This is a genomic window from Streptomyces sp. JLBJ103, assembly GCF_058215575.1.
The window spans coordinates 4,752,501-4,778,815 of record NZ_CM177089.1; the positions used below are offsets into that span (position 1 = coordinate 4,752,501).

Annotated in this window: 16 protein-coding genes and 2 rRNA genes (1 of these 18 only partly in view); 13 read left to right on the top strand and 5 right to left on the bottom strand. The window is 69.9% G+C overall.

Annotated elements, in window-relative coordinates; genetic code table 11:
* Together AC4BEG_RS20950 and rrf are read left to right on the top strand one after the other, a co-directional pair.
* Positions 1-1,576: ribosomal RNA gene (locus AC4BEG_RS20950) — 23S ribosomal RNA — on the top strand (it extends 1,549 nt beyond the left edge of the window).
* Positions 1,577-1,649: 73 nt separating this feature from the next.
* Positions 1,650-1,766, top strand: a 5S ribosomal RNA gene (gene rrf, locus AC4BEG_RS20955).
* Between the two features lie 395 nt (positions 1,767-2,161).
* On the opposite strand, the gene AC4BEG_RS20960 is transcribed toward rrf, so the two are convergent.
* The gene (locus AC4BEG_RS20960) at positions 2,162-3,475 is read right to left on the bottom strand and encodes a DUF7847 domain-containing protein (protein ID WP_490701278.1); all 1,314 of its coding nucleotides are present in this window, start codon (positions 3,473-3,475) and stop codon (positions 2,162-2,164) included.
* A gap of 149 nt (positions 3,476-3,624) precedes the next feature.
* Between AC4BEG_RS20960 and mtnA the strand changes: the two genes are divergently transcribed.
* The 7 genes from mtnA (at position 3,625) to AC4BEG_RS20995 (ending at position 12,485) form a co-directional block, all read left to right on the top strand.
* Entirely contained in the window at positions 3,625-4,782 is a 1,158-nt protein-coding gene (gene mtnA, locus AC4BEG_RS20965; RefSeq protein ID WP_490701279.1) for an S-methyl-5-thioribose-1-phosphate isomerase, read from the top strand.
* Positions 4,779-5,456, top strand: a complete 678-nt coding sequence (mtrA, locus tag AC4BEG_RS20970; protein WP_030250475.1) for a two-component system response regulator MtrA — start codon at positions 4,779-4,781, stop codon at positions 5,454-5,456. Before mtnA ends, mtrA begins: the two co-directional genes overlap by 4 nt.
* 1 nt (position 5,457) lies before the next feature.
* Entirely contained in the window at positions 5,458-7,509 is a 2,052-nt protein-coding gene (mtrB, locus tag AC4BEG_RS20975) for an MtrAB system histidine kinase MtrB (protein ID WP_490701280.1), read from the top strand.
* Positions 7,499-9,361 (top strand): LpqB family beta-propeller domain-containing protein, encoded by a 1,863-nt coding sequence (locus AC4BEG_RS20980; RefSeq protein ID WP_490701281.1) that lies wholly within the window; start codon positions 7,499-7,501, stop codon positions 9,359-9,361. The genes mtrB and AC4BEG_RS20980 overlap by 11 nt, the downstream gene beginning before the upstream one ends.
* Before the next feature lie 216 nt (positions 9,362-9,577).
* A complete protein-coding gene (locus tag AC4BEG_RS20985; protein ID WP_490701282.1) occupies positions 9,578-10,321 on the top strand; it encodes a ComF family protein in 744 nt (247 codons plus the stop codon).
* Positions 10,322-10,636: 315 nt separating this feature from the next.
* A complete protein-coding gene (gene hpf / locus AC4BEG_RS20990) occupies positions 10,637-11,329 on the top strand; it encodes a ribosome hibernation-promoting factor, HPF/YfiA family (RefSeq protein ID WP_490701283.1) in 693 nt (230 codons plus the stop codon).
* A gap of 406 nt (positions 11,330-11,735) precedes the next feature.
* A complete protein-coding gene (locus AC4BEG_RS20995; RefSeq protein WP_490701284.1) occupies positions 11,736-12,485 on the top strand; it encodes a response regulator in 750 nt (249 codons plus the stop codon).
* 52 nt (positions 12,486-12,537) lie between these two features.
* Here AC4BEG_RS20995 and AC4BEG_RS21000 read toward each other — a convergent pair whose 3' ends face one another.
* Both AC4BEG_RS21000 and AC4BEG_RS21005 read right to left on the bottom strand, forming a co-directional pair.
* Positions 12,538-13,722, bottom strand: coding sequence for a winged helix-turn-helix domain-containing protein (locus tag AC4BEG_RS21000; protein WP_490701285.1), 1,185 nt, complete (start codon positions 13,720-13,722; stop codon positions 12,538-12,540).
* A 137-nt stretch (positions 13,723-13,859) separates the two neighbouring features.
* Positions 13,860-14,522 carry a GNAT family N-acetyltransferase gene (locus tag AC4BEG_RS21005; RefSeq protein ID WP_490701286.1) on the bottom strand — a complete coding sequence of 221 codons (663 nt, stop codon included), beginning with the start codon at positions 14,520-14,522 and terminating at the stop codon, positions 13,860-13,862.
* Positions 14,523-14,757: 235 nt separating this feature from the next.
* Between AC4BEG_RS21005 and secA the strand changes: the two genes are divergently transcribed.
* Positions 14,758-17,598, top strand: a complete 2,841-nt coding sequence (secA, locus tag AC4BEG_RS21010) for a preprotein translocase subunit SecA (RefSeq protein WP_490701287.1) — start codon at positions 14,758-14,760, stop codon at positions 17,596-17,598.
* Between the two features lie 169 nt (positions 17,599-17,767).
* On the opposite strand, the gene AC4BEG_RS21015 is transcribed toward secA, so the two are convergent.
* Positions 17,768-18,289, bottom strand: coding sequence for an Rv3235 family protein (locus tag AC4BEG_RS21015; protein WP_490701288.1), 522 nt, complete (start codon positions 18,287-18,289; stop codon positions 17,768-17,770).
* 735 nt (positions 18,290-19,024) lie between these two features.
* On the opposite strand from AC4BEG_RS21015, the gene AC4BEG_RS21020 reads away from it, so the two are divergent.
* Both AC4BEG_RS21020 and AC4BEG_RS21025 read left to right on the top strand, forming a co-directional pair.
* Positions 19,025-19,531 carry a DUF6912 family protein gene (locus AC4BEG_RS21020; RefSeq protein ID WP_490701289.1) on the top strand — a complete coding sequence of 169 codons (507 nt, stop codon included), beginning with the start codon at positions 19,025-19,027 and terminating at the stop codon, positions 19,529-19,531.
* A gap of 22 nt (positions 19,532-19,553) precedes the next feature.
* Positions 19,554-20,222 carry an HAD family hydrolase gene (locus AC4BEG_RS21025; protein WP_490701290.1) on the top strand — a complete coding sequence of 223 codons (669 nt, stop codon included), beginning with the start codon at positions 19,554-19,556 and terminating at the stop codon, positions 20,220-20,222.
* Positions 20,223-20,324: 102 nt separating this feature from the next.
* On the opposite strand, the gene AC4BEG_RS21030 is transcribed toward AC4BEG_RS21025, so the two are convergent.
* Positions 20,325-20,891 (bottom strand): DJ-1/PfpI family protein, encoded by a 567-nt coding sequence (locus AC4BEG_RS21030; protein ID WP_201876958.1) that lies wholly within the window; start codon positions 20,889-20,891, stop codon positions 20,325-20,327.
* 428 nt (positions 20,892-21,319) lie between these two features.
* Here AC4BEG_RS21030 and AC4BEG_RS21035 point away from each other — a divergent pair, with 428 nt between their 5' ends.
* A complete protein-coding gene (locus tag AC4BEG_RS21035) occupies positions 21,320-26,293 on the top strand; it encodes an NAD-glutamate dehydrogenase (protein ID WP_490701291.1) in 4,974 nt (1,657 codons plus the stop codon).
* The last annotated feature ends 22 nt before the right edge of the window (positions 26,294-26,315 follow it).

A 26,315-nucleotide genomic window follows, 5' to 3' on the forward strand; every position in this document is an offset into this window, starting at 1 on the left:
TGATGCTAAGGCCGTGAAGCCGCCTCTGATCTCTTCGGAGTGAGGGGGAGTGGTGGATCCGCTGACCCTAGGTGGTAGTAGGTAAGTGATGGGGTGACGCAGGAAGGTAGTCCAGCCCGGGCGGTGGTTGTCCCGGGGTAAGGGTGTAGGCCGTGCGGTAGGTAAATCCGTCGCACATATAGGGCTGAGACCTGATGCCGAGCCGATTGTGGTGAAGTGGATGATCCTATGCTGTCGAGAAAAGCCTCTAGCGAGTTTCATGGCGGCCCGTACCCTAAACCGACTCAGGTGGTCAGGTAGAGAATACCGAGGCGTTCGGGTGAACTATGGTTAAGGAACTCGGCAAAATGCCCCCGTAACTTCGGGAGAAGGGGGGCCATTGCTGGTGATGGAGTTTACCTCCGGAGCTGGTGGTGGCCGCAGAGACCAGCGAGAAGCGACTGTTTACTAAAAACACAGGTCCGTGCGAAGCCGTAAGGCGATGTATACGGACTGACGCCTGCCCGGTGCTGGAACGTTAAGGGGACCGGTTAGTCGACCTTCGGGTTGGCGAAGCTGAGAACTTAAGCGCCAGTAAACGGCGGTGGTAACTATAACCATCCTAAGGTAGCGAAATTCCTTGTCGGGTAAGTTCCGACCTGCACGAATGGCGTAACGACTTCTCGACTGTCTCAACCATAGGCCCGGTGAAATTGCATTACGAGTAAAGATGCTCGTTTCGCGCAGCAGGACGGAAAGACCCCGGGACCTTTACTATAGCTTGATATTGGTGTTCGGTTCGGCTTGTGTAGGATAGGTGGGAGACTGTGAAGCGCTGACGCCAGTCAGTGTGGAGTCGTTGTTGAAATACCACTCTGGTCGTGCTGGATGTCTAACCTGGGTCCGTGATCCGGATCAGGGACAGTGTCTGGTGGGTAGTTTAACTGGGGCGGTTGCCTCCTAAAGGGTAACGGAGGCGCCCAAAGGTTCCCTCAGCCTGGTTGGCAATCAGGTGTTGAGTGTAAGTGCACAAGGGAGCTTGACTGTGAGACTGACGGGTCGAGCAGGGACGAAAGTCGGGACTAGTGATCCGGCGGTGGCTTGTGGAAGCGCCGTCGCTCAACGGATAAAAGGTACCCCGGGGATAACAGGCTGATCTTCCCCAAGAGTCCATATCGACGGGATGGTTTGGCACCTCGATGTCGGCTCGTCGCATCCTGGGGCTGGAGTCGGTCCCAAGGGTTGGGCTGTTCGCCCATTAAAGCGGTACGCGAGCTGGGTTTAGAACGTCGTGAGACAGTTCGGTCCCTATCCGCTGTGCGCGTAGGAGTCTTGAGAAGGGCTGTCCCTAGTACGAGAGGACCGGGACGGACGAACCTCTGGTGTGCCAGTTGTCCTGCCAAGGGCATGGCTGGTTGGCTACGTTCGGGAGGGATAACCGCTGAAAGCATCTAAGCGGGAAGCCTGCTTCGAGATGAGGGCTCCCACCTCCTTGAGAGGGTAAGGCTCCCAGTAGACGACTGGGTTGATAGGCCAGATATGGAAGCCGGGTGACCGGTGGAGTTGACTGGTACTAATAGGCCGAGGGCTTGTCCTCAGTTGCTCGCGTCCACTGTGTTGGTTCTGAAGTAATGAACCGTGTCGAATTTTCCGGTTCAACTTTATAGTGTTTCGGTGGTCATTGCGTTAGGGAAACGCCCGGTTACATTCCGAACCCGGAAGCTAAGCCTTTCAGCGCCGATGGTACTGCAGGGGGGACCCTGTGGGAGAGTAGGACGCCGCCGAACAATTTTTAGCCTCGGTCCTGGACATTATGTGTCCGGGGCCGAGGCATTTTTGCGTTCACCACCCGCCCACGACCACTGCCGCACATTCAGGTTCCACTGGATCGGGTGTTCCACTGGATCGGGTGAAAAGGGATGTGCGCTCTGGCGTGGCGAGGTCCAGGCCGCTCAAAGTGGAGTGCAAGCGGGGCCTGTTGAACTGTCGTCGTTAACGGGTCCGGCTGGTCGGCCAGAAGGGGCCCGCCATAGGGGATCGAGTCCAAGACGGCCGGGGGAGTGCCGGACCGGACGGGAGGAGGGGGCTCACGATGACAACGCATCAGACCACGCATGACGCGATGACATCGCCTCAGGTGCAGCCCCTTCCGCCGTCCTGTTCATGGCGTCCGATCGGTCTTTCAGGGCGTCAGATCAGCGCCGTGGTCGGCGCCCTGATCCTTCGTCTCGTATCCCGGCGCCCCGGCGGCACGAGCCAGCTCGATGTCGAGGGCCTCGCGCCGGATGCGCTGATCCATGTAGAGAAGGGCGGTCACCCCGGCGCTGATCGGGAAGGTGATGGTCGAGCTGATCACCCCGCCGATCCCGATGACGACCAGGAAGGTCCAGCCCACGGAGACCGCCTCGCCGGAGAGCCAGTCCATCGCGTTGTCCCCACCGATCACCATGGCGGCCATGCTGGTCGGGATCTCCACGATGGCGCCGACGATGAAGACCAGGACGAGCGCCAGGAGCTGGACGCCGAAGACGCGCCACCACGCACCGCGCACCAGCTTGGCGGAGCGGCGCAGAGCTGCGATGATCCCCTGCTTCTCCAGCATCAGCGCGGGGGCGGCAAGGCTGAAGCAGATCCAGAGCCAGATGGCTGCGCCGGCTCCCGCGAGCCCTCCGAGCGCGGCGAGGGACGCACCCTCGTTCTCCGCTCCCGCGAGGGTGAGCAGCACTCCTGGGGCGATGCCTGCGGCCATCACGCCCGCGGCGATCACGGGGATCAGGAAGAGCAGTCCGCACAGCTGAAGGAGACGGGGACGGGCGCCGCCCCATGCCTCGCTGATGGAGACCGACCGACCCAGCACGGCCCGTGCGGTGACCACGGTGAGCAGGGCCGTGGTGACGATCGTGCCGAGCACGCCGATCAGCAGGGTGACCGCATTGCCCCCCATGGCGCTGCCGACCGCGCGCATCGCCTCACTCAGCGTCGCGTCCGGGTTCTCGAGCACATCGGTGCTGGTGGAGATGTTGCGGAACCAGAGTCCGGTGGCGGCGGTGATCAGCCCCTGGGTGACGATCGAGACCGCGAGCGAGATGCCGAGCACCGTGCGCCAGTGGGCGCGCATGGTGGCGATCGCGCCGTCGAGGATTTCGCTGACCCCCAGCGGACGCAGCGGGATCACCCCGGGGCGCGGTGCGGGCGGCGGTGTCCGCCAGGCGCTGCTGCCCCAGCCTCCGCCCTGGGGTGGGGCACCCCAGCCTCCGCCGCCCTGGGGCCGTCCGGCCGGGGGCGGGGGTGGGGGAGTAGATGCGCCGCCGGTGGAGGCAGTCCAGCGTTCGGCGGGCGGCTGTCGCCGGGACCATCCGGCGCCCCAGACGGGCTGCTCGGGCGCCGGTTGCTCCGGCACCGGCCGGTCGGAGGGTTCGCCCTGCTGCCGAGTGCCGTGCTCCGGCTCGTCGGAAGGGGACGATCCGGGCGGGATCCGGCCCGGAGAGTCGTTCATCGTCGCTCCGTGGGTTGTTCGTCGGCCGGTCGCGGATGCGGCGACGGGCGGTTGCCAGCCATCGTGCCACGGTGCGTCACACCGCGTACGGGCCGCTGTGACTGGCTCAGCACTTCAATAGTCGGTGCCGCACAGGGCAGACTGGGCGGATGGCTGATCAGCATCCGGTATCCCCGGAAGGCTCTGCTTCCCCTGCTGCTTTCGCACTGCGCTGGGAGGAACCCCCGGAGGGGCCCGTGCTGGTGCTCCTCGACCAGACAAGGCTTCCCGCCGAGGAGGTGGACCTGGTCTGTACCGATGTTCCGGCCCTGGTGGAGGCGATCCGGTCACTGGCCGTACGCGGCGCCCCACTGCTGGGGATCGCGGGGGCGTACGGGGTCGCGCTGGCTGCTGCGCGTGGCTTCGATGTGGACGAGGCCGCCGACTCCCTCGCCCATGCCCGCCCCACCGCGGTCAACCTCGGCTACGGCGTCCGCCGGGCCACGGCCGCCTATCACGCGGCGGTCCGAAGCGGTGCGGAGGGAGAGCGGGCGGCCGCGGCCGCCCTGGCGGAGGCCCATGCGCTGCACCGGGAGGATGCCGAGGCCAGTAAGCGGATGGCAGAGCACGGTCAGGCCCTGCTGCATGAGTTGCTCCCCGCCGGAGGCTTCCGGATCCTCACCCACTGCAACACCGGTTCGCTGGTCTCCGGGGGCGAGGGGACCGCCCTGGGCGTGGTCAAGGCGGTGCACCGGTCCGGTCAGCTGCGGCGGCTGTGGGTCGATGAGACCCGGCCGCTGTTGCAGGGGGCGCGTTTGACGGCGTACGAGGCGGCCCGAGAGGGCATGGCGTACACACTGCTCAGCGACAACGCGGCGGGTTCGCTGTTCTCGGCGGGCGAGGTGGACGCGGTGGTGATCGGTGCGGACCGGATCGCCGCGGACGGCTCGGTGGCCAACAAGGTGGGGAGCTATCCACTGGCCGTCCTGGCCCGCTACCACCATGTGCCCTTTGTGGTGGTGGCCCCGACCACCACCGTCGATCTGGACACTCCTGACGGCGCCGCGATCGAGGTCGAGCAGCGCCCCGGATACGAGGTGACAGACATCACATTTCCGCATGTTCCGGGTGCCCGGTCCGAGGCGGGCGCCGGAGTGCCGGTCGCCCCCCTGGGTACACAGGCCCACAATCCGGCCTTCGACGTCACACCACCGGAGTTGGTGACGGCGATCGTCACCGAGGACGGCGTCGTTTCCCCGGTCACCGGGGACGGCATCGCGGAGCTGTGCGCCAGGTCACGATCGGGTAATGGGATGATGTCGATATGAAGGGACGCGTCCTTGTCGTCGACGACGACACCGCACTGGCAGAGATGCTCGGCATCGTGCTGCGCGGCGAAGGCTTTGAACCGTCGTTCGTGTCGGACGGCGACAAGGCTCTAGCCGCCTTCCGCGAGGCCAAGCCTGACCTGGTGCTGCTCGATCTGATGCTGCCCGGCCGGGACGGTATCGAGGTGTGCCGGCTGATCCGGGCCGAGTCCGGGGTGCCGATCGTCATGCTCACGGCCAAGAGCGACACGGTCGATGTGGTGGTCGGGCTGGAGTCCGGCGCGGATGACTACATCGTCAAGCCGTTCAAGCCGAAGGAGCTGGTGGCCCGGATCCGGGCGCGGCTGCGGCGCTCCGAGGAGCCGGCGCCCGAGCAGCTGGCCATCGGCGATCTGGTGATCGATGTGGCCGGCCACTCGGTGAAGCGCGACGGCCAGTCGATAGCGCTGACACCGCTGGAGTTCGATCTGCTGGTGGCCCTGGCCCGTAAGCCGTGGCAGGTGTTCACCCGTGAGGTGCTGCTGGAGCAGGTGTGGGGCTATCGACATGCCGCCGATACCCGTCTGGTGAATGTGCATGTGCAGCGGCTGCGGTCGAAGGTCGAGAAGGACCCGGAGCGGCCGGAGATCGTGGTGACCGTGCGCGGGGTCGGTTACAAGGCCGGACCCAGCTGAGATGTCGCGTGGTGGTACGGCTCCGCAGTCCGATGGATCGGGGGGCGGGGTTCCGGAGGGCGCCCGTGCCGGGCGTCCCGACCCGGCGGGTGAGATACCGCTGCTCCAAAGGTTGTGGAGCGGCGGGCATCTGCTGCCCGACGGGGCGTCCGGAGGGCCGGCCCACCCGTTGATCCGGTTGTTCGGGCGGTGGGTGCACCGTCCGCTGCTGCCCGCTGCCCGGCTGTGGCGGCGGAACATCCAGCTGCGCGTGGTCGCCACCACCCTGCTGATGTCCCTGGGCGTGGTGATCCTGCTGGGCCTGGTGGTCATCGGCCAGGTGCGCAACGGTCTGCTGGACGCCAAGCGGCATGCCGCGCAGGGCCAGGCCGCGGGTGGGTTCGAGGTGGCCGAGCAGATGGCCGACCGCAGCACCGATACCCGGGGCCAGGACGGCGCCGGGGCCTCCGGCCGCGGTGCCCAGGATGCCGGTGCCTGGTTGAACGCACTGGTGGAGCAGCTTGCCAGTGGTGGCAAGGGCGCGTACTCGGTGATGGCGCTCAGCTCGGACTCGGGCGAGACGCCGTATGTGGCCAGCCGTGGTCCGCGCGCCTCCGGCGATGTCAGGCCGGACAGTGTCCCCGCCGATCTGCGCAGGCAGGTGGACGAGGGGACGGCGCCGTACGAGCGGTACGGAAAGATCGTGCACGCCGCGTCGGGCGATGCCGAGCCCGCGGTGATCATCGGCAAGCGGCTGGACGACAACCACGGCGATGCGTACCAGCTGTACTACCTCTTCCCGTTCAGCCAGGAGGAGAAGTCGCTCAGCCTGGTGAAGGGCACACTGGCCACGGCCGGGGTGTTCGTGGTGGTGCTGCTCGGCGCCATCGCCTGGGTGGTGGTCCGGCAGGTGGTCACACCGGTGCGGATGGCCGCCGGGATCTCCGAGCGGCTCGCGGCCGGGCTGCTTCAGGAGCGGATGAAGGTCACCGGCGAGGACGACATCGCCCGCCTCGGCGAGTCGTTCAACAAGATGGCGCAGAACCTCCAGCTCAAGATCCAGCAGCTGGAGGAGCTGTCCCGGATGCAGCGCCGCTTTGTCTCGGATGTCTCCCATGAGCTGCGCACCCCGCTGACCACGGTGCGGATGGCGGCTGATGTGATCCATGAGGCACGTGAGGACTTCGACCCGGCGACCGCGCGCTCGGCGGAGCTGCTGCGCGGCCAGCTGGACCGGTTCGAATCACTGCTCGCCGATCTGCTGGAGATCAGCCGGTTCGACGCGGGCGCGGCGGCCCTGGAGGCCGAGCCGATCGATCTGCGTGATGTGGTGCACCGGGTGGTCGACGGGGCCGAGCCGCTCGCCGAGGCCAAGGGCACCCGGATCGTGGTGCGGGGCGCCGAGGCGCCGGTGATCGTCGAGGCGGACGCCCGTCGGGTCGAGCGGGTGCTGCGCAACCTTGTGGTCAACGCCGTGGAGCACGGCGAGGGCCGGGATGTGGTGGTGCGGCTCGCGACGGCGAGCGGCGCGGTGGCGGTCGCGGTGCGGGACTACGGCGTCGGGCTCAAGCCCGGCGAGGCGACCCGGGTGTTCAACCGCTTCTGGCGGGCCGACCCGGCCCGTGCCCGTACCACCGGCGGTACCGGTCTCGGGCTGTCGATCGCGGTGGAGGACGCCCGGCTGCACGGTGGCTGGCTCCAGGCGTGGGGCGAGCCGGGCGGCGGTTCCCAGTTCCGGCTGACGCTGCCGCGTACCACCAGCGACACCCTGCGTGGCTCCCCGATCCCGCTGGAGCCCGAGGACTCCCGGCGCAACCGTCGCACGGACGACCCCGCTCCGGCGCGCCCGTCGGCGGAGCGGCTGGCGTCGGTGCCCGCCCAGCCGCGTTCCGGGCTGCCCGCTGGTGAGCTGCCGCTGCCGCCCGTCGAGGCCCCGGCGCCGTCCGCCGACCCGACGGCGCTGCCGGGGAGCGGCGCACGGGTCGTGCGCGGTGCGCAGGAGGCACCGCAGGGCTCGTCGGCCGTCCGGCCGGCGACACAGAACGAAGGGGAGGGCCGCCCTCGTGGGCACTGACCGTGCCGACCATCACCGCTATCGCCGCCGCTGGGGCCTGAGCACGGCCACCCTGATCTCCTGTGGCGCGCTGGTGCTGACCGGCTGCGCCTCTATGCCGGACAGCGGGGATGTGCGGAAGGTCGACTCCTCGCCGCGCACCGACGTCGATTCACAGGTCCGGGTGTACGGGGTGAGCCCCGGCAAGGGCGAGCAGCCCGCCGAGCTGGTCTCCGGCTTCCTGGAGGCCACCACGAGCGACGAGGAGAACTTCGCCACCGCGAAGGAGTACCTCACCAGGGGCGCCGCCAAGAACTGGGACCCGTTCGAGCGCACCACGGTGCTGGAGCAGGCGCCGGACGTACGGGTGGAGACCGACCCGGGCGACCGGGACGGCAGCGGCAAGACGGTGGTGCTGTCCGGCAAACGGATCGCCAGTGTGGACGCCACGCATGCCTACAAGCCCGACGAGGCGCGTTACGAGGAGCGCATCCATCTCACGCGGAGCGGGTCGGAGTGGCGGGTCGACGCACCGCCGCAGGGACTGGTGCTCGGTGAGTCCGACTTCGAGCGCATCTACCGCTCGGTCAACAAGTACTACTTCGCCGAACTGGGTCCGGACGCCGAGGACTCGCGGGTGGGCGACCACGTCCTGGTGGCCGATCCGGTCTATCTGCGGCGGCGTATCGATCCGGTCACCTCGACGGTGAAGGCGCTGCTGGACGGTCCGACCGGCTGGCTGGATCCGGTGGTCAGCACCTTCTTCCCGCGCGGTACGGCCCTTGCGCGGCGTGGCGAGAAGCTGGCGCTGGACGATTCCAGCGGGCTGAGGGTCCGGCTGAACGACCGGGCGGCGCACATCAGCCGGAGCCGCTGTGTGCGGATGGCGGCGCAGACGCTCTTCACGGTCCAGAATCTGGGCGAGGGATCGTCCGAGGTCAGCGCGGTGAAGCTGGAGCGGGAGAACGGCTCGGAGCTGTGCTCGCTGTCGAGCGACGCGGCGCGCGCCTATGCGCCGGACCGGGTCAACGGTCAGCCCCGTCAGCAGCAGTACTTCGTGGATGCCGAGCACCGGATGGTGCGGCTGTCCGACGACGAGGACCGGCCACGGACGGTGGCGGGCCCATTCGGCGCCGATGGCGCGGGGCTCGGATCGGTGGCGGTCTCCCGCGACGAGCGGGACGCCGCGGGGGTCACGGTGGACGGCCGGTCGCTATATGTGACGGAGCTGGCGTCCGGCGCCGAGCGCGGCCGGGCCCGGTTGCACAGCCAGGGCGGCAGTGCGGAGCATGGGCTGACGGCACCGAGCTGGGACGGTCTGGGCGGTCTGTGGGTGGCCGACCGGGATCCCGAGCGGCCGAGGCTGCTGCGGCTGCGCGGGGGCACCGGCCCGGCGGACGAGGTCCGGCTGTCGAAGCTGGGCGGTGGCCGGATCACGGCGCTGCGGGTGTCCGCGGACGGCACCCGGATCGCCATGCTGGTCAAGCACGCCGGTCACACCACGCTGCGGCTGGGCCGGATCGAGCGGCGGGGCAGCGCGGACCACCCGAAGCTGTCGGTGCAGGGGGTGCACACGGTGGCGCCCAAGCTGGAGAACGTTGACACGGTCTCCTGGGCGGGTGACAGCCGGCTGGTGGTCGCGGGCCGGGAGTCGGCGGGTGTCCAGCAGCTCCAGTACGTGGAGACGGACGGTTCCCCGGCGGACGTGCCGGACGTGCCCGGTCCGAATGGGGTGGAGGCGATCACGGCATCCGAGGACCAGACCCGGCCGCTCATCGCCCAGACCAGGGAGAACGGCATCGTCCGGCTGTTGCCGAACACCGACTGGAAGACGGTCGACGCGGACGGTACGGCTCCGGTCTACCCGGGCTAGCCAGGCGGCGCCGCGGGCCGGGAGAGCGGAGCGGGACGCGGTGTCCCCGGGCGGCCCCCTCCCGGCCCCTGAGCGGTGGCCGGGAGGGGGCCGGTCGCGCGGCCTACGGGTATCCCCGGACAGTCGAGTCCCCGGGCGGGGGTGGCCAGTTGTCCACATCTGCGCGGTTGTCCACAGGGGGTGGCGCACCGGCCCGGCCGCCGGGACAGTGGACCCATGCGGGGCTGGTGGCAGGAGTTGACCGACCTGGTGCTGCCGGCGGACTGTGCGGGATGCGGTCGGCCGGGCGGCACTCTGTGTGACCGATGTGGGGATGTGCTGCGGGGATCCGGGCCGCGGCGGGTGGAGCCGAGCCCGGTGCCGCCGGGGCTGCCGGTGGTCCATGCGGCCGCCGAGTACGCGGACGAGGTCCGGGCGGTGCTGCTGGCGCACAAGGAGCGGGGTGTGCTGAGGCTGGCGGGGCCGCTGGGCGAGGCGCTGGCGGGCGCGGTGCGGACGGTGTGCTCCCGGGCGGGGAGACCCCTTCCGGGCAGACCGGTGCGGGCCAGAGCGGCCCGGGGCGCTGAGGGGCCGCTGCTGCTGGTTCCGGTGCCGTCGGCGCGGCGTGCGGTGGGTGCCCGGGGCCATGATCCGGCGCGGCGGATCGCGCTCGCGGCGGCCGGGGCGCTGCGCGGCGAGGGGTGCTCGGTGCGGGTCCCCTCGGTGTTGCGGCAGCGGCGCAGGGTACGCGATCAGTCGGGTCTGGGCGCGCGGCAGCGCCGGATGAATGTGTCGGGCGCTTTGGGGGTGGTCCCCGGCGGTGGGCGGCTGTTGTCCACAGGCCCAGCCGTGCTGGTGGACGACCTCATGACCACCGGTGCGTCGCTCGCGGAGGCGGCGCGGGCGGTGTCGGCGGCAGATGGCCTGGTCGTCGGAGCGGCGGTGGTGGCGGCACCCCCCGATTGCACCAACCGGAACTGAATACGAAGCCGCATCGTTGCAGGTGGTGAGGACGGCAAAGCACCTGATCGGAGGTACGTGCCGGTAGGGGGTGCCGACATCCGTCCGGGCGAGCTATGTTCGGTTGTGAGGAATGGCTAGTGCTATGACTCACAAATCCGCTTGGCGTGTTTTGCCTGCATTCTCGTGAGCCGTGCATCAGATGGGGTGGAGTTGTCCCCCGTGGGAAGGAGGAGTCGAAACCGCCAAGTCGGTGGCTCCGGAAGACGCCGGAGCCTAGTGCACAAGGGATGAAGCTCCGGCTGAGTCCGGAGTCACCCGGGAACGGAGTTCTGCGTGGACATCGTCGTCAAGGGCCGGAAAACAGAGGTGCCCGAGCGGTTCCGGAAGCACGTGGCCGAGAAGCTGAAGCTGGACAAGATCCAGAAGCTCGACGGCAAGGTGATCAGCCTCGACGTCGAGGTGTCCAAAGAGCACAATCCGCGGCAGGCCGATCGCTCGGACCGAGTGGAGATCACCCTCCGCTCCCGTGGTCCGGTGATCCGGGCAGAGGCCGCGGCAGCCGATCCGTACGCAGCGCTGGATCTGGCCGCCGGCAAGCTGGAGGCACGGATGCGCAAGCAGCACGACAAGCGCCACACCCGCCGTGGCAACGGTCGCATCCCGGCCAGCGACGTGGCTGTGACCGTCCCCAACGCGGCGCGTATCAACGGGCATGGCGAGATCGCCGCCCAGCGCACGGCCGTGGACACCATCCCCACCACCCGGATGGGTTCCCTCGAGGTGCAGGGTGAAGGCCCGCTGGTGGTCCGGGAGAAGACCCACGCCGCCGCCCCGATGACGCTTGACCAGGCTCTCTACGAGATGGAGCTGGTCGGGCACGATTTTTATCTGTTCGTCGACTCCGACACCAACCAGCCCAGCGTCGTCTACCGACGGCATGGCTATGACTACGGGGTGATTCATCTTCAGCCGGAGGCATTCGTCGGCGAGGAGCCCGGCGGCGCGGGTGGTGCGCTCGGCGGCTGACCGGCCCGGGGCGGAAGACATAACCGGCGGGATCGCGCGGCAGGAGCCGCGCGATCCCGCGCGACCGACAGCGGATGGCGCCGCATGACCCACGGCGGCGTGGAATCGAACACACAGGACCAGCGGTTGAGTGCAACAGCCCAGTAGTTGCGTACCCATGGCTGTGCACACGCCACGGATTCAGCCACAGACGCATACGGGGGTGGACGATGTGATGCCCCGGAGCGCCCATGCGCCCCCCGGGGCTCCTCCGTGCGACCACGGCGGGACCACTCCGCCGCCCGGGCATGAAATCATGGCCCCTCGAACGGCCAACCGGCGTAGCGAGAGGACTGGTTGATGCCGTACCGCACCGAGCACCACAGAGTGCAGACCGCAAGGGCCATGGCCTTCAGGGGGAGGAACGATGGCGGACAGCTTCGGGCCCGTCTCCGACGACGGCGATGATCACGGCATCGCCTCGGACAGGGACGAGCCGCGCGGCGAGCCCCGCAAGGAGCCGATTCGGGTCCTCGTAGTGGACGACCATGCCCTTTTCCGGCGTGGCCTGGAGATCGTCCTGGCCCAGGAGGAGGACATCCAGGTCGTCGGGGAGGCCGGGGACGGTGCCGAGGCGGTGGACAAGGCGGCGGATCTGCTGCCCGACATCGTTCTGATGGATGTGCGGATGCCCAAGCGGGGCGGGATCGAGGCCTGTACCTCCATCAAGGAGGTGGCCCCCAGTGCCAAGATCATCATGCTGACGATCAGCGATGAGGAGGCCGACCTCTACGACGCGATCAAGGCGGGGGCCACGGGCTATCTGCTCAAGGAGATCTCCACCGACGAGGTTTCCACCGCGATCCGCGCGGTTGCCGACGGCCAGTCGCAGATCAGCCCGTCCATGGCGGCCAAGCTGCTGACCGAGTTCAAGTCGATGATCCAGCGCACCGATGAGCGGCGGCTGGTGCCCGCGCCCCGGCTCACCGACCGTGAGCTGGAGGTGCTCAAGCTGGTCGCCACCGGGATGAACAACCGGGACATCGCCAAGGAGTTGTTCATCAGCGAGAACACCGTGAAGAACCATGTCCGCAACATCCTGGAGAAGCTTCAGCTGCACTCCAGGATGGAGGCCGTGGTCTACGCGATGCGGGAGAAGATCCTCGAGATCCGGTGAGCGGACCCCCTGAGGGAGGCCGCCCCGGGTGAGCCACCCCCGGGCGGGGCGGTCAGCCGACCGCCGCCGCGAGGGGCGCGGTCAGCTCCGGGCGGTCGACACGCTCGATCCGCACCGCGTCGCACCCCACCCATGCGGCCGCTTCCCGCAGCGCCTCCGCCATCGGGGCCACCGCCTTCGCCGACTCCAGCGACACCTGCCGGGCGACCAGCGTCCGGCCCTCGCGCGCCGGGTCCACCCGGCCCAGCAACCGTCCGCCCGACAGCAGCGGCATGGCGAAATAGCCGTGGATCCGCTTGGGCCTCGGCACATACGCCTCCAGCCGGTGGCTGAAGCCGAAGATCCGCTCGGTGCGCGCCCGGTCCCATATGAGGGAGTCGAAGGGCGACAGCAGAGCGGTGCGGTGCCGCCCGCGCGGCGTGGTGGCCAGTGCCTCCGGATCGGCCCAGGCCGCCTTCTCCCAGCCCGCCACCTCCACCGGCACCAGACCGGAGTCCGCGATCACCGCGTCCACCTGCTCGCCCTTGAGCCGGTGGTAATCGGCGATGTCCGCGCGTGTCCCCACCCCCAGGGACTGCCCGGCCAACCGGACCAGCCGCCGCAGACACTCCGCGTCGTCCAGCTCGTCATGGAGCAGGGCGTCCGGCACGGCGCGCTCGGCCAGGTCGTACACCCGCTTCCAGCCGCGCCGCTCGACACACACCACCTCGCCGAACATCAGCGCCCGCTCCACCGCGACCTTGGCCGCCGACCAGTCCCACCACGGGCCGCCGTTCTTGGCGCCGCCCAGCTCGGTCGCGGTCAGCGGGCCCTCTGCCCGCAGCCGCTTCACCACCGTCTCGTACGCCCCGTCCGGCAACTCGTGGTTCCAGTGCGGACGGGTGCGGTAGGCGCGGCGCCGGAACGCGAAATGCGGCCATTCCTCGATCGGCAGCACACAGGCGGCGTGCGACCAGTACTCGAAGGCATGGGCGCCGGTCCAGTACGCCGACTCGACCGCCGGGCGGCCGACCGCGCCCAGCCGCGCATAGGGGATCAGCTCATGCGAGCGGGCCAGCACCGAGATCGTGTCCAGCTGCACCGCGCCCAGATGGCGCAGCACACCGCGCACCCCGGCGCGCCGGTCGGGTGCGCCCAGCAGCCCCTGGGCGCGCAGCGCGATCCGGCGCGCCTCGTCGGCGGACAGGGCGATCTCGGGCTTGCGGTCCGCTCCGGACCGGGGCGCGGGAGTGGTCATGCGCGTCACCGTAGTGGGCCCCACTGACAACGCCCCGGCGTGTGCGCGGGCGCCGCCCCCACCTCGGAGAAGTCGGCCGGAGGAGTCAGCCCGAGATGCCAGCCGGAGAAGCCGGCCGGAGCAACCGGCCGGAGGAGTCAGACCGCCGACGGCTCGTTCGCCGGTCCGTCCGCCGATCCGCCTGACGGCTCGTCCGACGCCTGGGCCGGGAGAGCCGGGAGATGGGGGAGATACGGGGTGGCCGACGGCAGACCCCAGTCCGAGGGCAGCAGCGCGCCCCGCCATGCGTCCCGCCGCGTCCCCCGCTGTACGATCCGTGCCCGGTCCGTCCCCTCCATCCGGAAGCCCGCCGCGAGCGCGACCGCCCGCGAGCCCTCGTTCCCGGCCTCGGCGCACCACTCCAGACGCTCCACCCCCAGCGCGGTGAACGCCCACTCGATCACCGCCCGCGCGGCCTCGCCGGTGTAACCGCGCCGCCGGTGCTCCCGCACCGTCCAATAGCCCAGCTCGGCCTGGTGCTCCGGGCCGTGCAGCCGCTCCAGCCGGATCAGCCCCATGGCTCCCACCAGCACAGCGTCACCCTTGGTGAGCACCGCGAAGTCATAGGCGATACCGCCCCGCCAGTTCTCCGGAGCGGTCCGCGCGGTGAAGTCCTCCGCATGCCCGCGTTCGTACGGGGAGGGCACCGGGGTCCAGCGCTGGATGTCGGGATCCTGACAAGCGGCGAAGACCGCGTCGGCGTCGGAGGCTCGGAAGGGGCGCAGCACAAGTCGTTCGGTGGTGAGGGTGACAGGCTCCATCCAGCCGAGTCTGCGTTCCTCCCGTCACTCACCGCGAGCGGTTTTGGGGAATCGGGGCACCTGGAGCACGTCTCGAGCGTTGAACCGGTGGGTGACACCTGGCCCTCGTGGTGACGGACCTCCCGGCGTGGCGGGGTCTGTCTTACGATGGCCGTTGCGGCGGGGCCTGCGCCCCTTGACAATGCCGCGACAGCGCACCCGACTGCCAGGCCCGACCGGCAAGGAGCCAGCCTACGTGTCCGTTCTCAACAAGCTCATGCGTGCAGGCGAAGGAAAGATCCTGCGCAAGCTGCACCGCATCGCGGACCAGGTCAATTCCATCGAAGAGGACTTCCTGTCCCTCTCCGACGCCGAGCTGCGCGCCCTCACCGACGAGTACAAGCAGCGGTTCGAGGACGGCGAAAGCCTCGACGACCTGATGCCGGAGGCGTTCGCCACGGTGCGCGAGGCCGCGAAGCGGGTGCTCGGCCAGCGCCACTACGACGTCCAGCTGATGGGCGGCGCCGCGCTCCACCTCGGCTATGTCGCCGAGATGCGCACCGGTGAGGGCAAGACCCTGGTCGGCACCCTCCCGACGTATCTGAACGCGCTGTCCGGCAAGGGCGTCCACCTGATCACGGTCAATGACTACCTGGCCGAGCGTGACTCCGAGTGGATGGGCCGGGTGCACAAGTTCCTCGGTCTGTCGGTCGGCTGCATCCTCGCCAACATGACCCCGGCGCAGCGCCGCGAGCAGTACAACTGCGACATCACCTACGGCACCAACAACGAGTTCGGCTTCGACTACCTGCGCGACAACATGGCGTGGTCGCAGGACGAGCTGGTGCAGCGCGGCCACAACTTCGCGGTCGTCGACGAGGTCGACTCCATCCTGGTGGACGAGGCCCGTACGCCGCTGATCATCTCCGGTCCGGCCGACCAGGCCACGAAGTGGTACGGCGACTTCGCCAAGCTGGTCACCCGGCTGAGCAAGGGCGAGGCGGCCAACCCGCAGAAGGGCCAGGAGGAGACCGGCGACTACGAGGTCGACGAGAAGAAGCGCACCGTCGGCATCCACGAGTCGGGCGTCACCAAGGTCGAGGACTGGCTGGGGATCGACAACCTCTACGAGTCCGTCAACACCCCGCTGGTCGGCTACCTCAACAACGCCATCAAGGCCAAGGAGCTCTTCAAGAAGGACAAGGACTACGTCGTCATGGACGGCGAAGTCATGATCGTTGACGAGCACACCGGCCGTATCCTCGCGGGCCGCCGCTACAACGAGGGCATGCACCAGGCGATCGAGGCGAAGGAAGGGGTGGACATCAAGGACGAGAACCAGACCCTCGCCACCATCACCCTCCAGAACTTCTTCCGCCTCTACGACAAGCTCTCCGGCATGACCGGTACGGCCATGACCGAGGCCGCCGAGTTCCACCAGATCTACAAGCTGGGCGTGGTGCCGATCCCGACCCACCGTGACGTGGCCCGGATCGACCAGTCCGACCTCATCTACCGCACCGAGGTGGCGAAGTTCGACGCGGTCGTCGAGGACATCGTCGAGAAGCACGAGAAGGGCCAGCCGGTCCTGGTCGGCACCACCTCCGTGGAGAAGTCCGAGTACCTCTCGCAGCAGCTCGCCAAGCGTGGTGTGCCGCACGAGGTGCTCAACGCCAAGCAGCACGACCGGGAGGCGACGATCGTCGCCCAGGCCGGCCGCAAGGGCGCCGTCACCGTCGCGACCAACATGGCGGGTCGCGGTACCGACATCAAGCTGGGCGGCAACCCGGACGACCTCGCCGAGGCCGAGCTGCGCCAGCGCGGTCTGGACCCGGTGGAGCACTCCGAGGAGTGGGCTGCCGCGCTGCCCGCCGCCCTGGAGAAGGCCGAGGCCGCGGTCAAGGCGGAGTTCGAGGAGGTCAAGGAGCTCGGCGGGCTGTATGTGCTGGGCACCGAGCGCCATGAGTCGCGCCGGATCGACAACCAGCTCCGCGGCCGCTCCGGCCGTCAGGGCGACCCCGGCGAGTCCCGCTTCTACCTCTCGCTCGGCGACGATCTGATGCGGCTGTTCAAGGCGCAGATGGTCGAGCGCGTGATGGCGATGGCCAATGTGCCGGACGACGTCCCGATCGAGAACAAGATGGTCACCCGTGCCATCGCCTCCGCCCAGTCCCAGGTCGAGCAGCAGAACTTCGAGACCCGTAAGAACGTTCTGAAGTACGACGAGGTCCTGAACCGGCAGCGTGAGGTCATCTACGGCGAGCGCCGCCGGGTGCTGGAGGGCGAGGACCTCCAGGAGCAGATCGGCCACTTCATGGACGACACGATCGACGCCTACATCCAGGCGGAGACCGTCGAGGGCTTCGCGGAGGAGTGGGACCTCGACCGGCTGTGGGGCGCGTTCAAGCAGCTCTACCCGGTGAAGGTGACCGTCGAGGAGCTGGAGGACGAGGCGGGCGACCGCGCGGGAATCACCGCCGAGTTCATCGCCGAGTCCATCAAGGACGACATCAACGAGCAGTACACCGCCCGTGAGGAGCAGCTCGGCTCCGAGATCATGCGTGAGCTGGAGCGACGGGTCGTGCTGTCGGTTCTGGACCGCAAGTGGCGCGAGCACCTCTACGAGATGGACTACCTCCAGGAGGGCATCGGGCTGCGCGCGATGGCCCAGAAGGACCCGCTGGTCGAGTACCAGCGCGAGGGCTTCGACATGTTCCAGGCCATGATGGAAGGGATCAAGGAGGAGTCCGTCGGCTATCTGTTCAACCTGGAGGTCCAGGTCGAGCAGCAGGTCGAGGAGGTCCCGGTGGAGGACGAGGCGGCGCAGGCCGAGCTCGTCAAGGACGCCCAGGACGCGGTCCCGGCGGGCGCGGCCTCCGGCGCCCCGGCGCGCCCCGAGATCCGCGCGAAGGGCCTGGAGGCCCCGCAGCGTCCGGACCGGCTGCACTTCTCCGCTCCGACGGTGGACGGTGAAGGCGGCATCGTGGAGGGCGACTTCACCAACGGCGAGACGCCCCCGCCGCCGCGCTCCGAGGCCGACGGCCTGACCCGCGCCGAGCGCCGCAAGGCCAGCAAGGGGCGCCGCCGCAAGAAGTGACGCGCGCGCGGATGTCATGAACGGCCGGCGGGCCGGGGCGAGAGGCCCCGGCCCGCCGTCGTATGCGGGGGCGCGGCGCCGTGGTGCGTACGGGGCGGCCCCCGGCCCGCGTACGGCGGCCCCCGCCCTCACTGGCTGGAGCGCCGGCCGGGGCGCGCGCCGGGCCGACTCAGACGGGGGCGGCCGGGCCGGGGCCTACGGGGCTGGAGACGGCCGGGCCGAGGTCGATGGCGGCGCAGCGCCAGCGGGCGTCGGTGCCGAGCTCCAACCGGAAGGCGAGTGCGCTGAGCCGGTCACCGGAGGCGATCCGGGCGAACGCCTCGATCACCCCGTGCCGGGGCCGGTACTCCCCGCAGCGCTGTACGAAGGGCGCTGTGGCACGGGCGTCGGCGGGGCGCAGCGGGGCCTGCGGGGCCAGCTCGACCAGCAGGTCGTAGGCGGCGGGGAGGGTGTGCCCGAGGAGGGTGTGGACGGGGCGCCGGCCGCTGAGGGTGAGCAGCAGTTGATGGGCGAACCAGTAGCGGGGCAGTCGTTCCCGCTCACGGCGATGCGCGGCGGCGGCCGCGGTGCGGGAGACGACGGCGGAGGCGCGGGGGCGGCGAGAGTCCCGCCGCCCCGGTGGCCCGCTCCGCCCCGCACCGCCGCCACCCCGCCGTCGCAGGCTCTCCTCGCTGACTCCGGTCTCGCGCATGTGCCTCACCGCCGCTGTGCCGAGCCCGGTGGATACCGGGCAGTAACTATCTCGTCGGGTGTCTTCTACCGACGGGTTTCCCCGCCCCGCAAAGCGGTGCCGGGGCCTCCGCCGAGGCCCCGGCACATCACCTATCCGGGCGACGCCCCCCACCGCACCCGTGCCCCACGCGGGACCCGGCGCCGCTCCCACCCGCCCCAGGCCCCCGGCGCGGTACCCCCAAAGGGGTACGCCCGGGGCGGTGGGCAGAAGGCCCCGGGGCCCGCCGTACGGCTCCTGGCCGGTGTTCCGGCGCGGGGCTGTGAGCCCTTCCCCGGCACGCGGGGCCCTCGGATGCGGTTGCCTCAAGCCCTCCGCCGACGGCGACGGCGGGGGCGGGGGCGGAGGCGCCCACGGCGCGCAGAGACTGCCACGGTCCGAGTGCCGGGGGCGTGCCGATCCGCGCCCCCCGCGCGGTGTGGGCATACGCGTGCGGCGGCGCGGGGGCGCTCCCATCGGCACGCCTGGGCGTGGGGCGTTCCCTGCCGGTGTGGGCGTCTGCCCAACGGGGCCGCGGGTGCGGTCCCACGCGGCGCGTCTGGGCGCGGGGCATCCACCGCGCGGTGGCGAGGGGCGGGCGTCCTCCTGCCCGCCCCTCGCCCCCCGCAGCGGGCATGGTCGGGGTTTGGGGCGGTCCGGAGGGTGGGGCGAACGTATGCTGGGGGACTCGACCGGTCACTCACGAAAGCGGCAGCCATGCGCGTTTACGTCCCCCTGACCCTCTCCGGTCTCGCCGAGGCGTACAAGGCGGGCGAACTGGGGCCCGGGCCGGTCACCGCCTACGCCGTCACCCCTGCCCTGCGCGAGTGGTACGTCTCCGACGACATCGAGGAGCTGGAGTACGCCGCCCTCAGCCGCGCCGCGCAGGCGTCGCTGCGCGCGCTCGCCGTCGACCGGCAGGCGCCCCGGCGGCGGGTCGTGGTGGCCGTGGACGTGGCCGACGGGCAGGCGGTCGCGGACCCGGACCGCGGGCTCGACCAGTCCTCGCTGGGCGAGGTGCGGATCGCCGCCGCCGTACCGCTGGCCAAGGTCGCCGCGGTGCACATGGACGCCGACGACGCCCAGGCGGACATCACCGCCGCCGCCGAGGCCCTCGGCGCCGCGGACCTCGGAGACGACGACGCCCAGTTCACCGTGGACGGCGCGGAGGACCACGAGCTGCTCTGGTACGCCCGGCAGGAAATTCCACATCTCATCGGCTGACCTCGCCCGGTACGGTCGTGGGATGGGGAAGAAGCAGGTAACCCACATCGTGTGGGACTGGAACGGCACGCTGTTCCACGACATCGACGCCGTGATCCTGGCGACGAACGCCTCCTTCGCGGAGGTCGGTCTGCCGCCGATCACGCTCGAGCGCTACCGCGATCTGTACTGCGTGCCCGTTCCCCGCTTCTACGAGCGGCTGATGGGACGCCTGCCCACCGACGACGAGTGGGAGGTCATGGACGAGGCGTTCCACCGGCACTACGGGGCGTTCTCCCGGACCGCGGGGCTCGCGCTCGGCGCCCGGCAGCTGCTCTCCGAATGGCAGGAGGCGGGGCTCACCCAGTCACTGTGCTCCCTGGCCCCGCATGACCATCTGATGCCCCTGGTGCGTACCCACGGCATCGAACGCCACTTCATCCGGGTCGACGGCCGGATCGGGCAGAGCAACACCGGGAAGGCCGAGCAGATGGTGCGCCATCTCGCCGCGCTCGAGAGGGTGCCCGCGTACCGCGTCGTGGTGATCGGGGACGCCCTGGACGACGCCGTGGCGGCCCGGCACGCGGGCGCTCACGCCGTGCTCTACACCGGTGGCTCCCACAGCCGGACCAGCCTCCAGACGGCCGGGGTGCCGGTCGTGGACACCCTCGCCGAGGCCGTACGGGAGGCCGAGCTGCTCGCCGACGGGTGAGTTCGGGGCCCTGGAGCCTGGGCCCGGTGGGGCCTGGTGGGGCCCGGTGGGGCTCGGGGAGCCTGAGGGCTCCCTGTCAGATCCGAGCCCGAGGGCTTCCCCTCAGATCGTCGGCGACTTCACCCGCAGTACCGACAGAAACTCCCGCATCCACGCCGAGTGGTCCGGCCAGGCGCGCGAGGAGACCAGCGTGCCGTCCACCACGACCTCCGTGTCCTGGAACTCCGCGCCCGCCGCCTGCATGTCCAGCTCCAGGGCCGGGTACGCGGTGACCCGGCGGCCGCTGAGGCCGCCGACGGCCGACGTCAGCAGCGGGCCGTGGCAGATCTGGGCCACCGGCTTGTCGGCGTCGAAGAACGCCTTGCAGATCTTGCGCAGCTCGGCGTCGTTGCGCAGGTACTCCGGGGCCCGGCCGCCCGGGATCACCAGAGCGATGTAGTCACCCGGGTCGACCTCGGAGAAGGCCAGGTCGGCGGGGAAGCTGTAGCCCGGCTTCTCGGTGTAGGTGTCGAAGCCCTCCTCGAAGTCATGGACCACGAACCGCAGCGTCTTGCGGGCCGGGGCGGCGATATGGACCTCGTACCCCTCCTCGCGCAGCCGCTGGTACGGATAGAGCACCTCCAGCGACTCGGCCGCGTCACCGGTCACCAGCAGGATCTTCGCGGCCATGCCGCCCACCTCCACGTTTGCAGGCATATCTCCGTCCACGTCACGGTGCCCGGGTGGGGCCCCGTTGCCAAGGGGGCACGCCATGGGGCCGTGCGCCCCCTGCGTCGCTGTCCAATCCGTCAAACTTCCTGGCCCGGATTTGTACACGAACGGCTCATGACGAGCCCCTGGGGAGGAGCGATAGCCTTACCACGTGATCAGCGCGATAGTCCGTGAGGGCGATGGGGCCCTCGCCGCGAGCCCGGGGCGCCACCGGGCGCGAGCCGCCGCTGACCCGTGCCGCGTGGGGTCTTGGTCACTTACGGCCGAGTACGCCCCGGCCACCCCGCGATCCGGCATACCGTCGTCTGAGACCGGATTCACCGCGTCGCGGCGTCATGCCACCGCCATCAATGTCACGCAAAGGCGCGCGACAGGAGCCAGAGGACATGCAGACCAAGCTGGACGAAGCCAAGGCCGAGCTGCTCACGCGGGCCGCCCGGGTCGCTGAGAACAGCCCTGCCGGGGGGCACACACCGGTTCAGGGCCCGGGCCCGGAGATCCTGAACGACTACCTCCAGCACTACTACCTGCACACGCCCCCGGAGGACCTCGCCGACCGGGACCCGGTCGACGTCTTCGGCGCGGCGCTCTCCCACTACCGGCTGGCCGAATCGCGGCCGCAGGGTACGGCGAACGTCCGGGTGCACACCCCGACCGTCGAGGAGCACGGCTGGACGTGCAGCCACTCCGTCGTCGAGGTGGTCACCGACGACATGCCGTTCCTGGTCGACTCGGTCACCAATGAGCTCACCCGCCAGGGCCGCGGCATCCATGTCGTGATCCACCCGCAGGTGATCGTGCGCCGTGACATCACCGGCAAGCTGATCGAGCTGCTGGACGCCTCCTTCGAGCGCAAGCTCGGCCGGGAGCTGCCGCACGACGCGGTGGTGGAGTCCTGGATCCATGTCGAGACCGACCGCGAGACCGACCGCGGCGATCTGAAGCAGATCACCGCCGATCTGCTGCGTGTCCTGTCCGACGTCCGCGAGGCGGTCGAGGACTGGGAGAAGATGCGCGAGTGCGCGCTCCGTCTCGCCGAGGGCCTCCCGACGGAGCCCAAGGCCGACGAGGTGCGCGAGCAGGAGGTCGAGGAGGCCCGTGAGCTGCTGCGCTGGCTCGCGGACGACCACTTCACCTTCATCGGCTACCGCGAGTACGAGCTGACGCAGGCGCCCACCGACGCCGGTGGCGAGGAGGACGTGCTGAGCGCGGTGCCCGGCACCGGTCTCGGCATTCTGCGCTCGGACCCGACCCACAAGGACACCGACGAGAGCGCCCACGCCGGACCCGCCCCGGTGTCCCCGTCGTTCAACCGGCTGCCCGCCGACGCCCGCGCGAAGGCCCGTGAGCACAAGCTGCTGGTGCTCACCAAGGCCAACAGCCGCGCCACCGTCCACCGCCCGTCCTACCTCGACTACATCGGCGTGAAGAAGTTCGACGCCGAGGGCAATGTGATCGGCGAGCGCCGCTTCCTGGGTCTGTTCTCGTCCGCCGCGTACACCGAGTCGGTGCGCCGGGTCCCGGTGATCCGCCGCAAGGTCGACGAGGTGCTGGCGGGCGCGGGCTTCGCGCCCCACAGCCACGACGGTAGGGACCTGCTCCAGATCCTGGAGACCTACCCGCGCGACGAGCTGTTCCAGACCCCGGTCGACCAGCTGCGCTCCATCGTGACCAGCGTGCTCTACCTCCAGGAGCGCCGCAGGCTGCGGCTGTTCCTGCGGCAGGACGAGTACGGGCGCTACTACTCCGCCCTGGTCTACCTGCCGCGCGACCGGTTCACCACCGATGTGCGGCTGCGGCTGACCGACATCCTGCTGGAGGAGCTGAGCGGCCGCCCGCCGGTCGACTTCACCGCGCTGCACACAGAATCGGTTCTCTCCCGGCTGCACTTCGTGGTCCGGGTGCAGCCCGGCACCGAGCTGCCCGACCTCACCGACGCCGATGTCGAGCGGATCGAGAACCGGCTGGTCGACGCCGCCCGTTCGTGGGCCGACGGCTTCGCCGAGGCCCTGGTCTCCGAGGTCGGCGAGGAGCGCGCGGCCGAGCTGCTCCGCCGCTACCAGCACGCCTTCCCCGAGGGCTACAAGGCCGACCACACGCCGCGCGGCGCCGTCGCCGACCTCCAGCACGTGGAGCGGCTGACCGCCGAGGACAGCGAGCAGGACTTCGCGCTCAGCCTGTACGAGCCGGTCGGTGCCGCGCACGCCGAGCGCCGCTTCAAGATCTACCGGGCCGGCGGCCAGGTCTCGCTGTCCGCGGTGCTGCCGGTGCTCAACACCCTCGGTGTCGAGGTGGTCGACGAGCGCCCGTACGAGCTGCGCTGCGCGGACCGGACCACCGCCTGGATCTACGACTTCGGGCTGCGGCTGCCGCTGCGCGAGGGCGAGACCCTTGCCGACGACGCCCGTGAGCGCTTCCAGCACGCGTTCGCCGCGGTGTGGACCGGCCAGGCCGAGAGCGACGACTTCAACCAGCTGGTGCTGGGCGCCGGTCTGGACTGGCGGCAGGCGATGGTGCTGCGCGCCTACGCCAAGTACCTGCGGCAGGCCGGATCCACCTTCAGCCAGGCGTACATGGAGGACACCCTCCGCAACAACGTCCACACCACCCGGCTGCTGGTGTCGCTGTTCGAGGCGCGGATGTCGCCCGAGCGGCAGCGGGCCGGGACCGAGCTGACCGACGCCCTGCTGGAGGAGCTGGACGCGGCGCTGGACCAGGTGGCCTCGCTCGACGAGGACCGCATCCTGCGCTCGTTCCTCACCCTCATCAAGGCCACCCTGCGGACCAATCACTTCCAGAAGAACGGGCAGGGCACGCCGCACGACTACCTGTCCATCAAGCTGGACCCGCAGGCGGTGCCGGATCTGCCCGCGCCCCGCCCGGCGTACGAGATCTGGGTCTACTCCCCGCGGGTGGAGGGTGTGCACCTGCGCTTCGGCAAGGTCGCGCGCGGTGGTCTGCGCTGGTCCGACCGGCGTGAGGACTTCCGCACCGAGATCCTGGGCCTGGTCAAGGCGCAGATGGTGAAGAACACGGTCATCGTGCCGGTGGGCGCCAAGGGCGGCTTCGTCGGCAAGCGGCTGCCGGATCCCTCGGTGGACCGGGACGCCTGGATGGCCGAGGGCATCGCGTGCTACAAGACCTTCATCTCCGGTCTGCTGGACATCACCGACAACATGGTCGCCGGTGAGGTCCAGCCGCCGAAGGACGTCGTCCGCCACGACGGGGAGGACACCTACCTGGTCGTCGCCGCCGACAAGGGCACCGCGACCTTCTCCGACATCGCCAACGAGGTGGCCCAGTCGTACGGCTTCTGGCTGGGCGACGCCTTCGCCTCCGGCGGTTCGGCCGGTTACGACCACAAGGGCATGGGCATCACCGCCCGCGGCGCCTGGGAGTCGGTCAAGCGCCACTTCCGGGAGCTGGGCCACGACACCCAGACCGAGGACTTCACGGTCGTCGGCGTCGGCGACATGTCCGGCGATGTGTTCGGCAACGGCATGCTGCTCAGTGAGCACATCCGGCTGATCGCCGCCTTCGACCACCGGCACATCTTCCTCGACCCGGCCCCGGACGCGGCCATCTCCTACGCCGAGCGCCGCCGGCTGTTCGAGCTGCCGCGCTCGTCCTGGGCGGACTACAACGCCGAGCTGCTCTCCGCGGGCGGCGGGATCCACCCCCGGTCGGCGAAGGCCATCCCGATCACCCCGCAGGTGCGGGCCGCCCTGGGCATCGAGTCGCGGGTCGCCAAGATGACCCCGGCCGATCTGATGAAGGCCATCCTCAAGGCGCCGGTGGACCTGCTGTGGAACGGCGGTATCGGCACCTACGTCAAGTCGTCCACCGAGAGCAACGCCGAGGTCGGCGACAAGGGCAATGACGCGATCCGGGTGGACGGCCAGGATCTGCGGGTGAAGGTCGTCGGCGAGGGCGGCAACCTGGGGCTGACCCAGCTGGGCCGGATCGAGTTCGCGTCGAACGGCGGCAAGATCAACACCGACGCCATCGACAACAGCGCCGGTGTGGACACCTCCGACCACGAGGTGAACATCAAGATCCTGCTCAACGCGCTGGTCACCGAGGGCGATCTGACCCTCAAGCAGCGCAACAAGATCCTCGCCGAGATGACCGACGAGGTCGGCGCGCTGGTGCTGCGCAACAACTACGCGCAGAACGTGGCCCTGGCCAACTCCATCGCCCAGGCACCCAGCCTGCTCCACGCCCATCAGCGGCTGATGCGCCGGCTGACCCGGGAGGGCCGTCTCGACCGGGGGCTGGAGTTCCTGCCCAGCGACCGCCAGATCCGGGAGCGGCTGTCCGCCGGGCGCGGGCTGACCCAGCCCGAACTGGCCGTGCTGCTCGCCTACATCAAGATCACGGTGGCCGAGGAGCTGATCACCACCGGGCTCCCCGACGACCCGTACCTCCAGCGGCTGCTGCACGCCTACTTCCCGCAGCTGCTGCGGCGGCAGTTCCCCGAGCACATCGACGGACATGCGCTGCGCCGGGAGATCATCACCACGGTGCTGGTCAACGACACCGTCAACACCGCCGGTTCCACCTTCCTGCACCGGATGCGGGAGGAGACCGGGGCCTCCACCGAAGAGGTGGTGCGCGCCCAGACCGCGGCCCGCGCCATCTTCGAACTGGGCGAGATCTGGGACGAGGTCGAGTCGCTGGACACGGTGGTCGCGGCCGAGATCCAGACCCGGATGCGGCTGCACTCCCGCCGACTGGTCGAGCGCGGCACCCGCTGGCTGCTCAACAACCGCCCGCAGCCGCTGGAGCTGGCCGAGACCATCGAGTTCTTCGGTGAGCGGGTGGCCGAGGTCCGGGCCCAGCTGCCCAAGCTGCTGCGCGGTGCGGACATCGAGTGGTACCAGCGGATCCTGGACGAGCTGACCGCCGCCGGGGTCCCGGAGGACCTGGCCACCCGGGTGGCCGGTTTCTCCTCCGCGTTCCCGACGCTGGACATCGTGGCCATCGCGGACCGCACCGGCAAGGAGCCGCTGTCGGTCGCCGAGGTCTACTACGACCTGGCCGACCGGCTGCGGATCACCCAGCTGATGGACCGGATCATCGAACTGCCGCGCGCCGACCGGTGGCAGTCCATGGCCCGGGTCTCCATCCGCGAGGACCTCTACGCCGCCCAGGCCGCCCTGACCGCCGATGTGCTGTCGGTGGGCAACGGCGGCTCCACGCCCGAGCAGCGGTTCAAGGCGTGGGAGCAGAAGAACACGGCGATCCTCCAGCGGGCGCGCACCACCCTCGATGAGATCCAGGCGTCGGAGACCTTCGACCTGGCCAATCTCTCGGTCGCGATGCGCACCATGCGGACGCTGCTGCGTACCCACAGCTGACCGCGGCCTCCTGAAGGCGGCC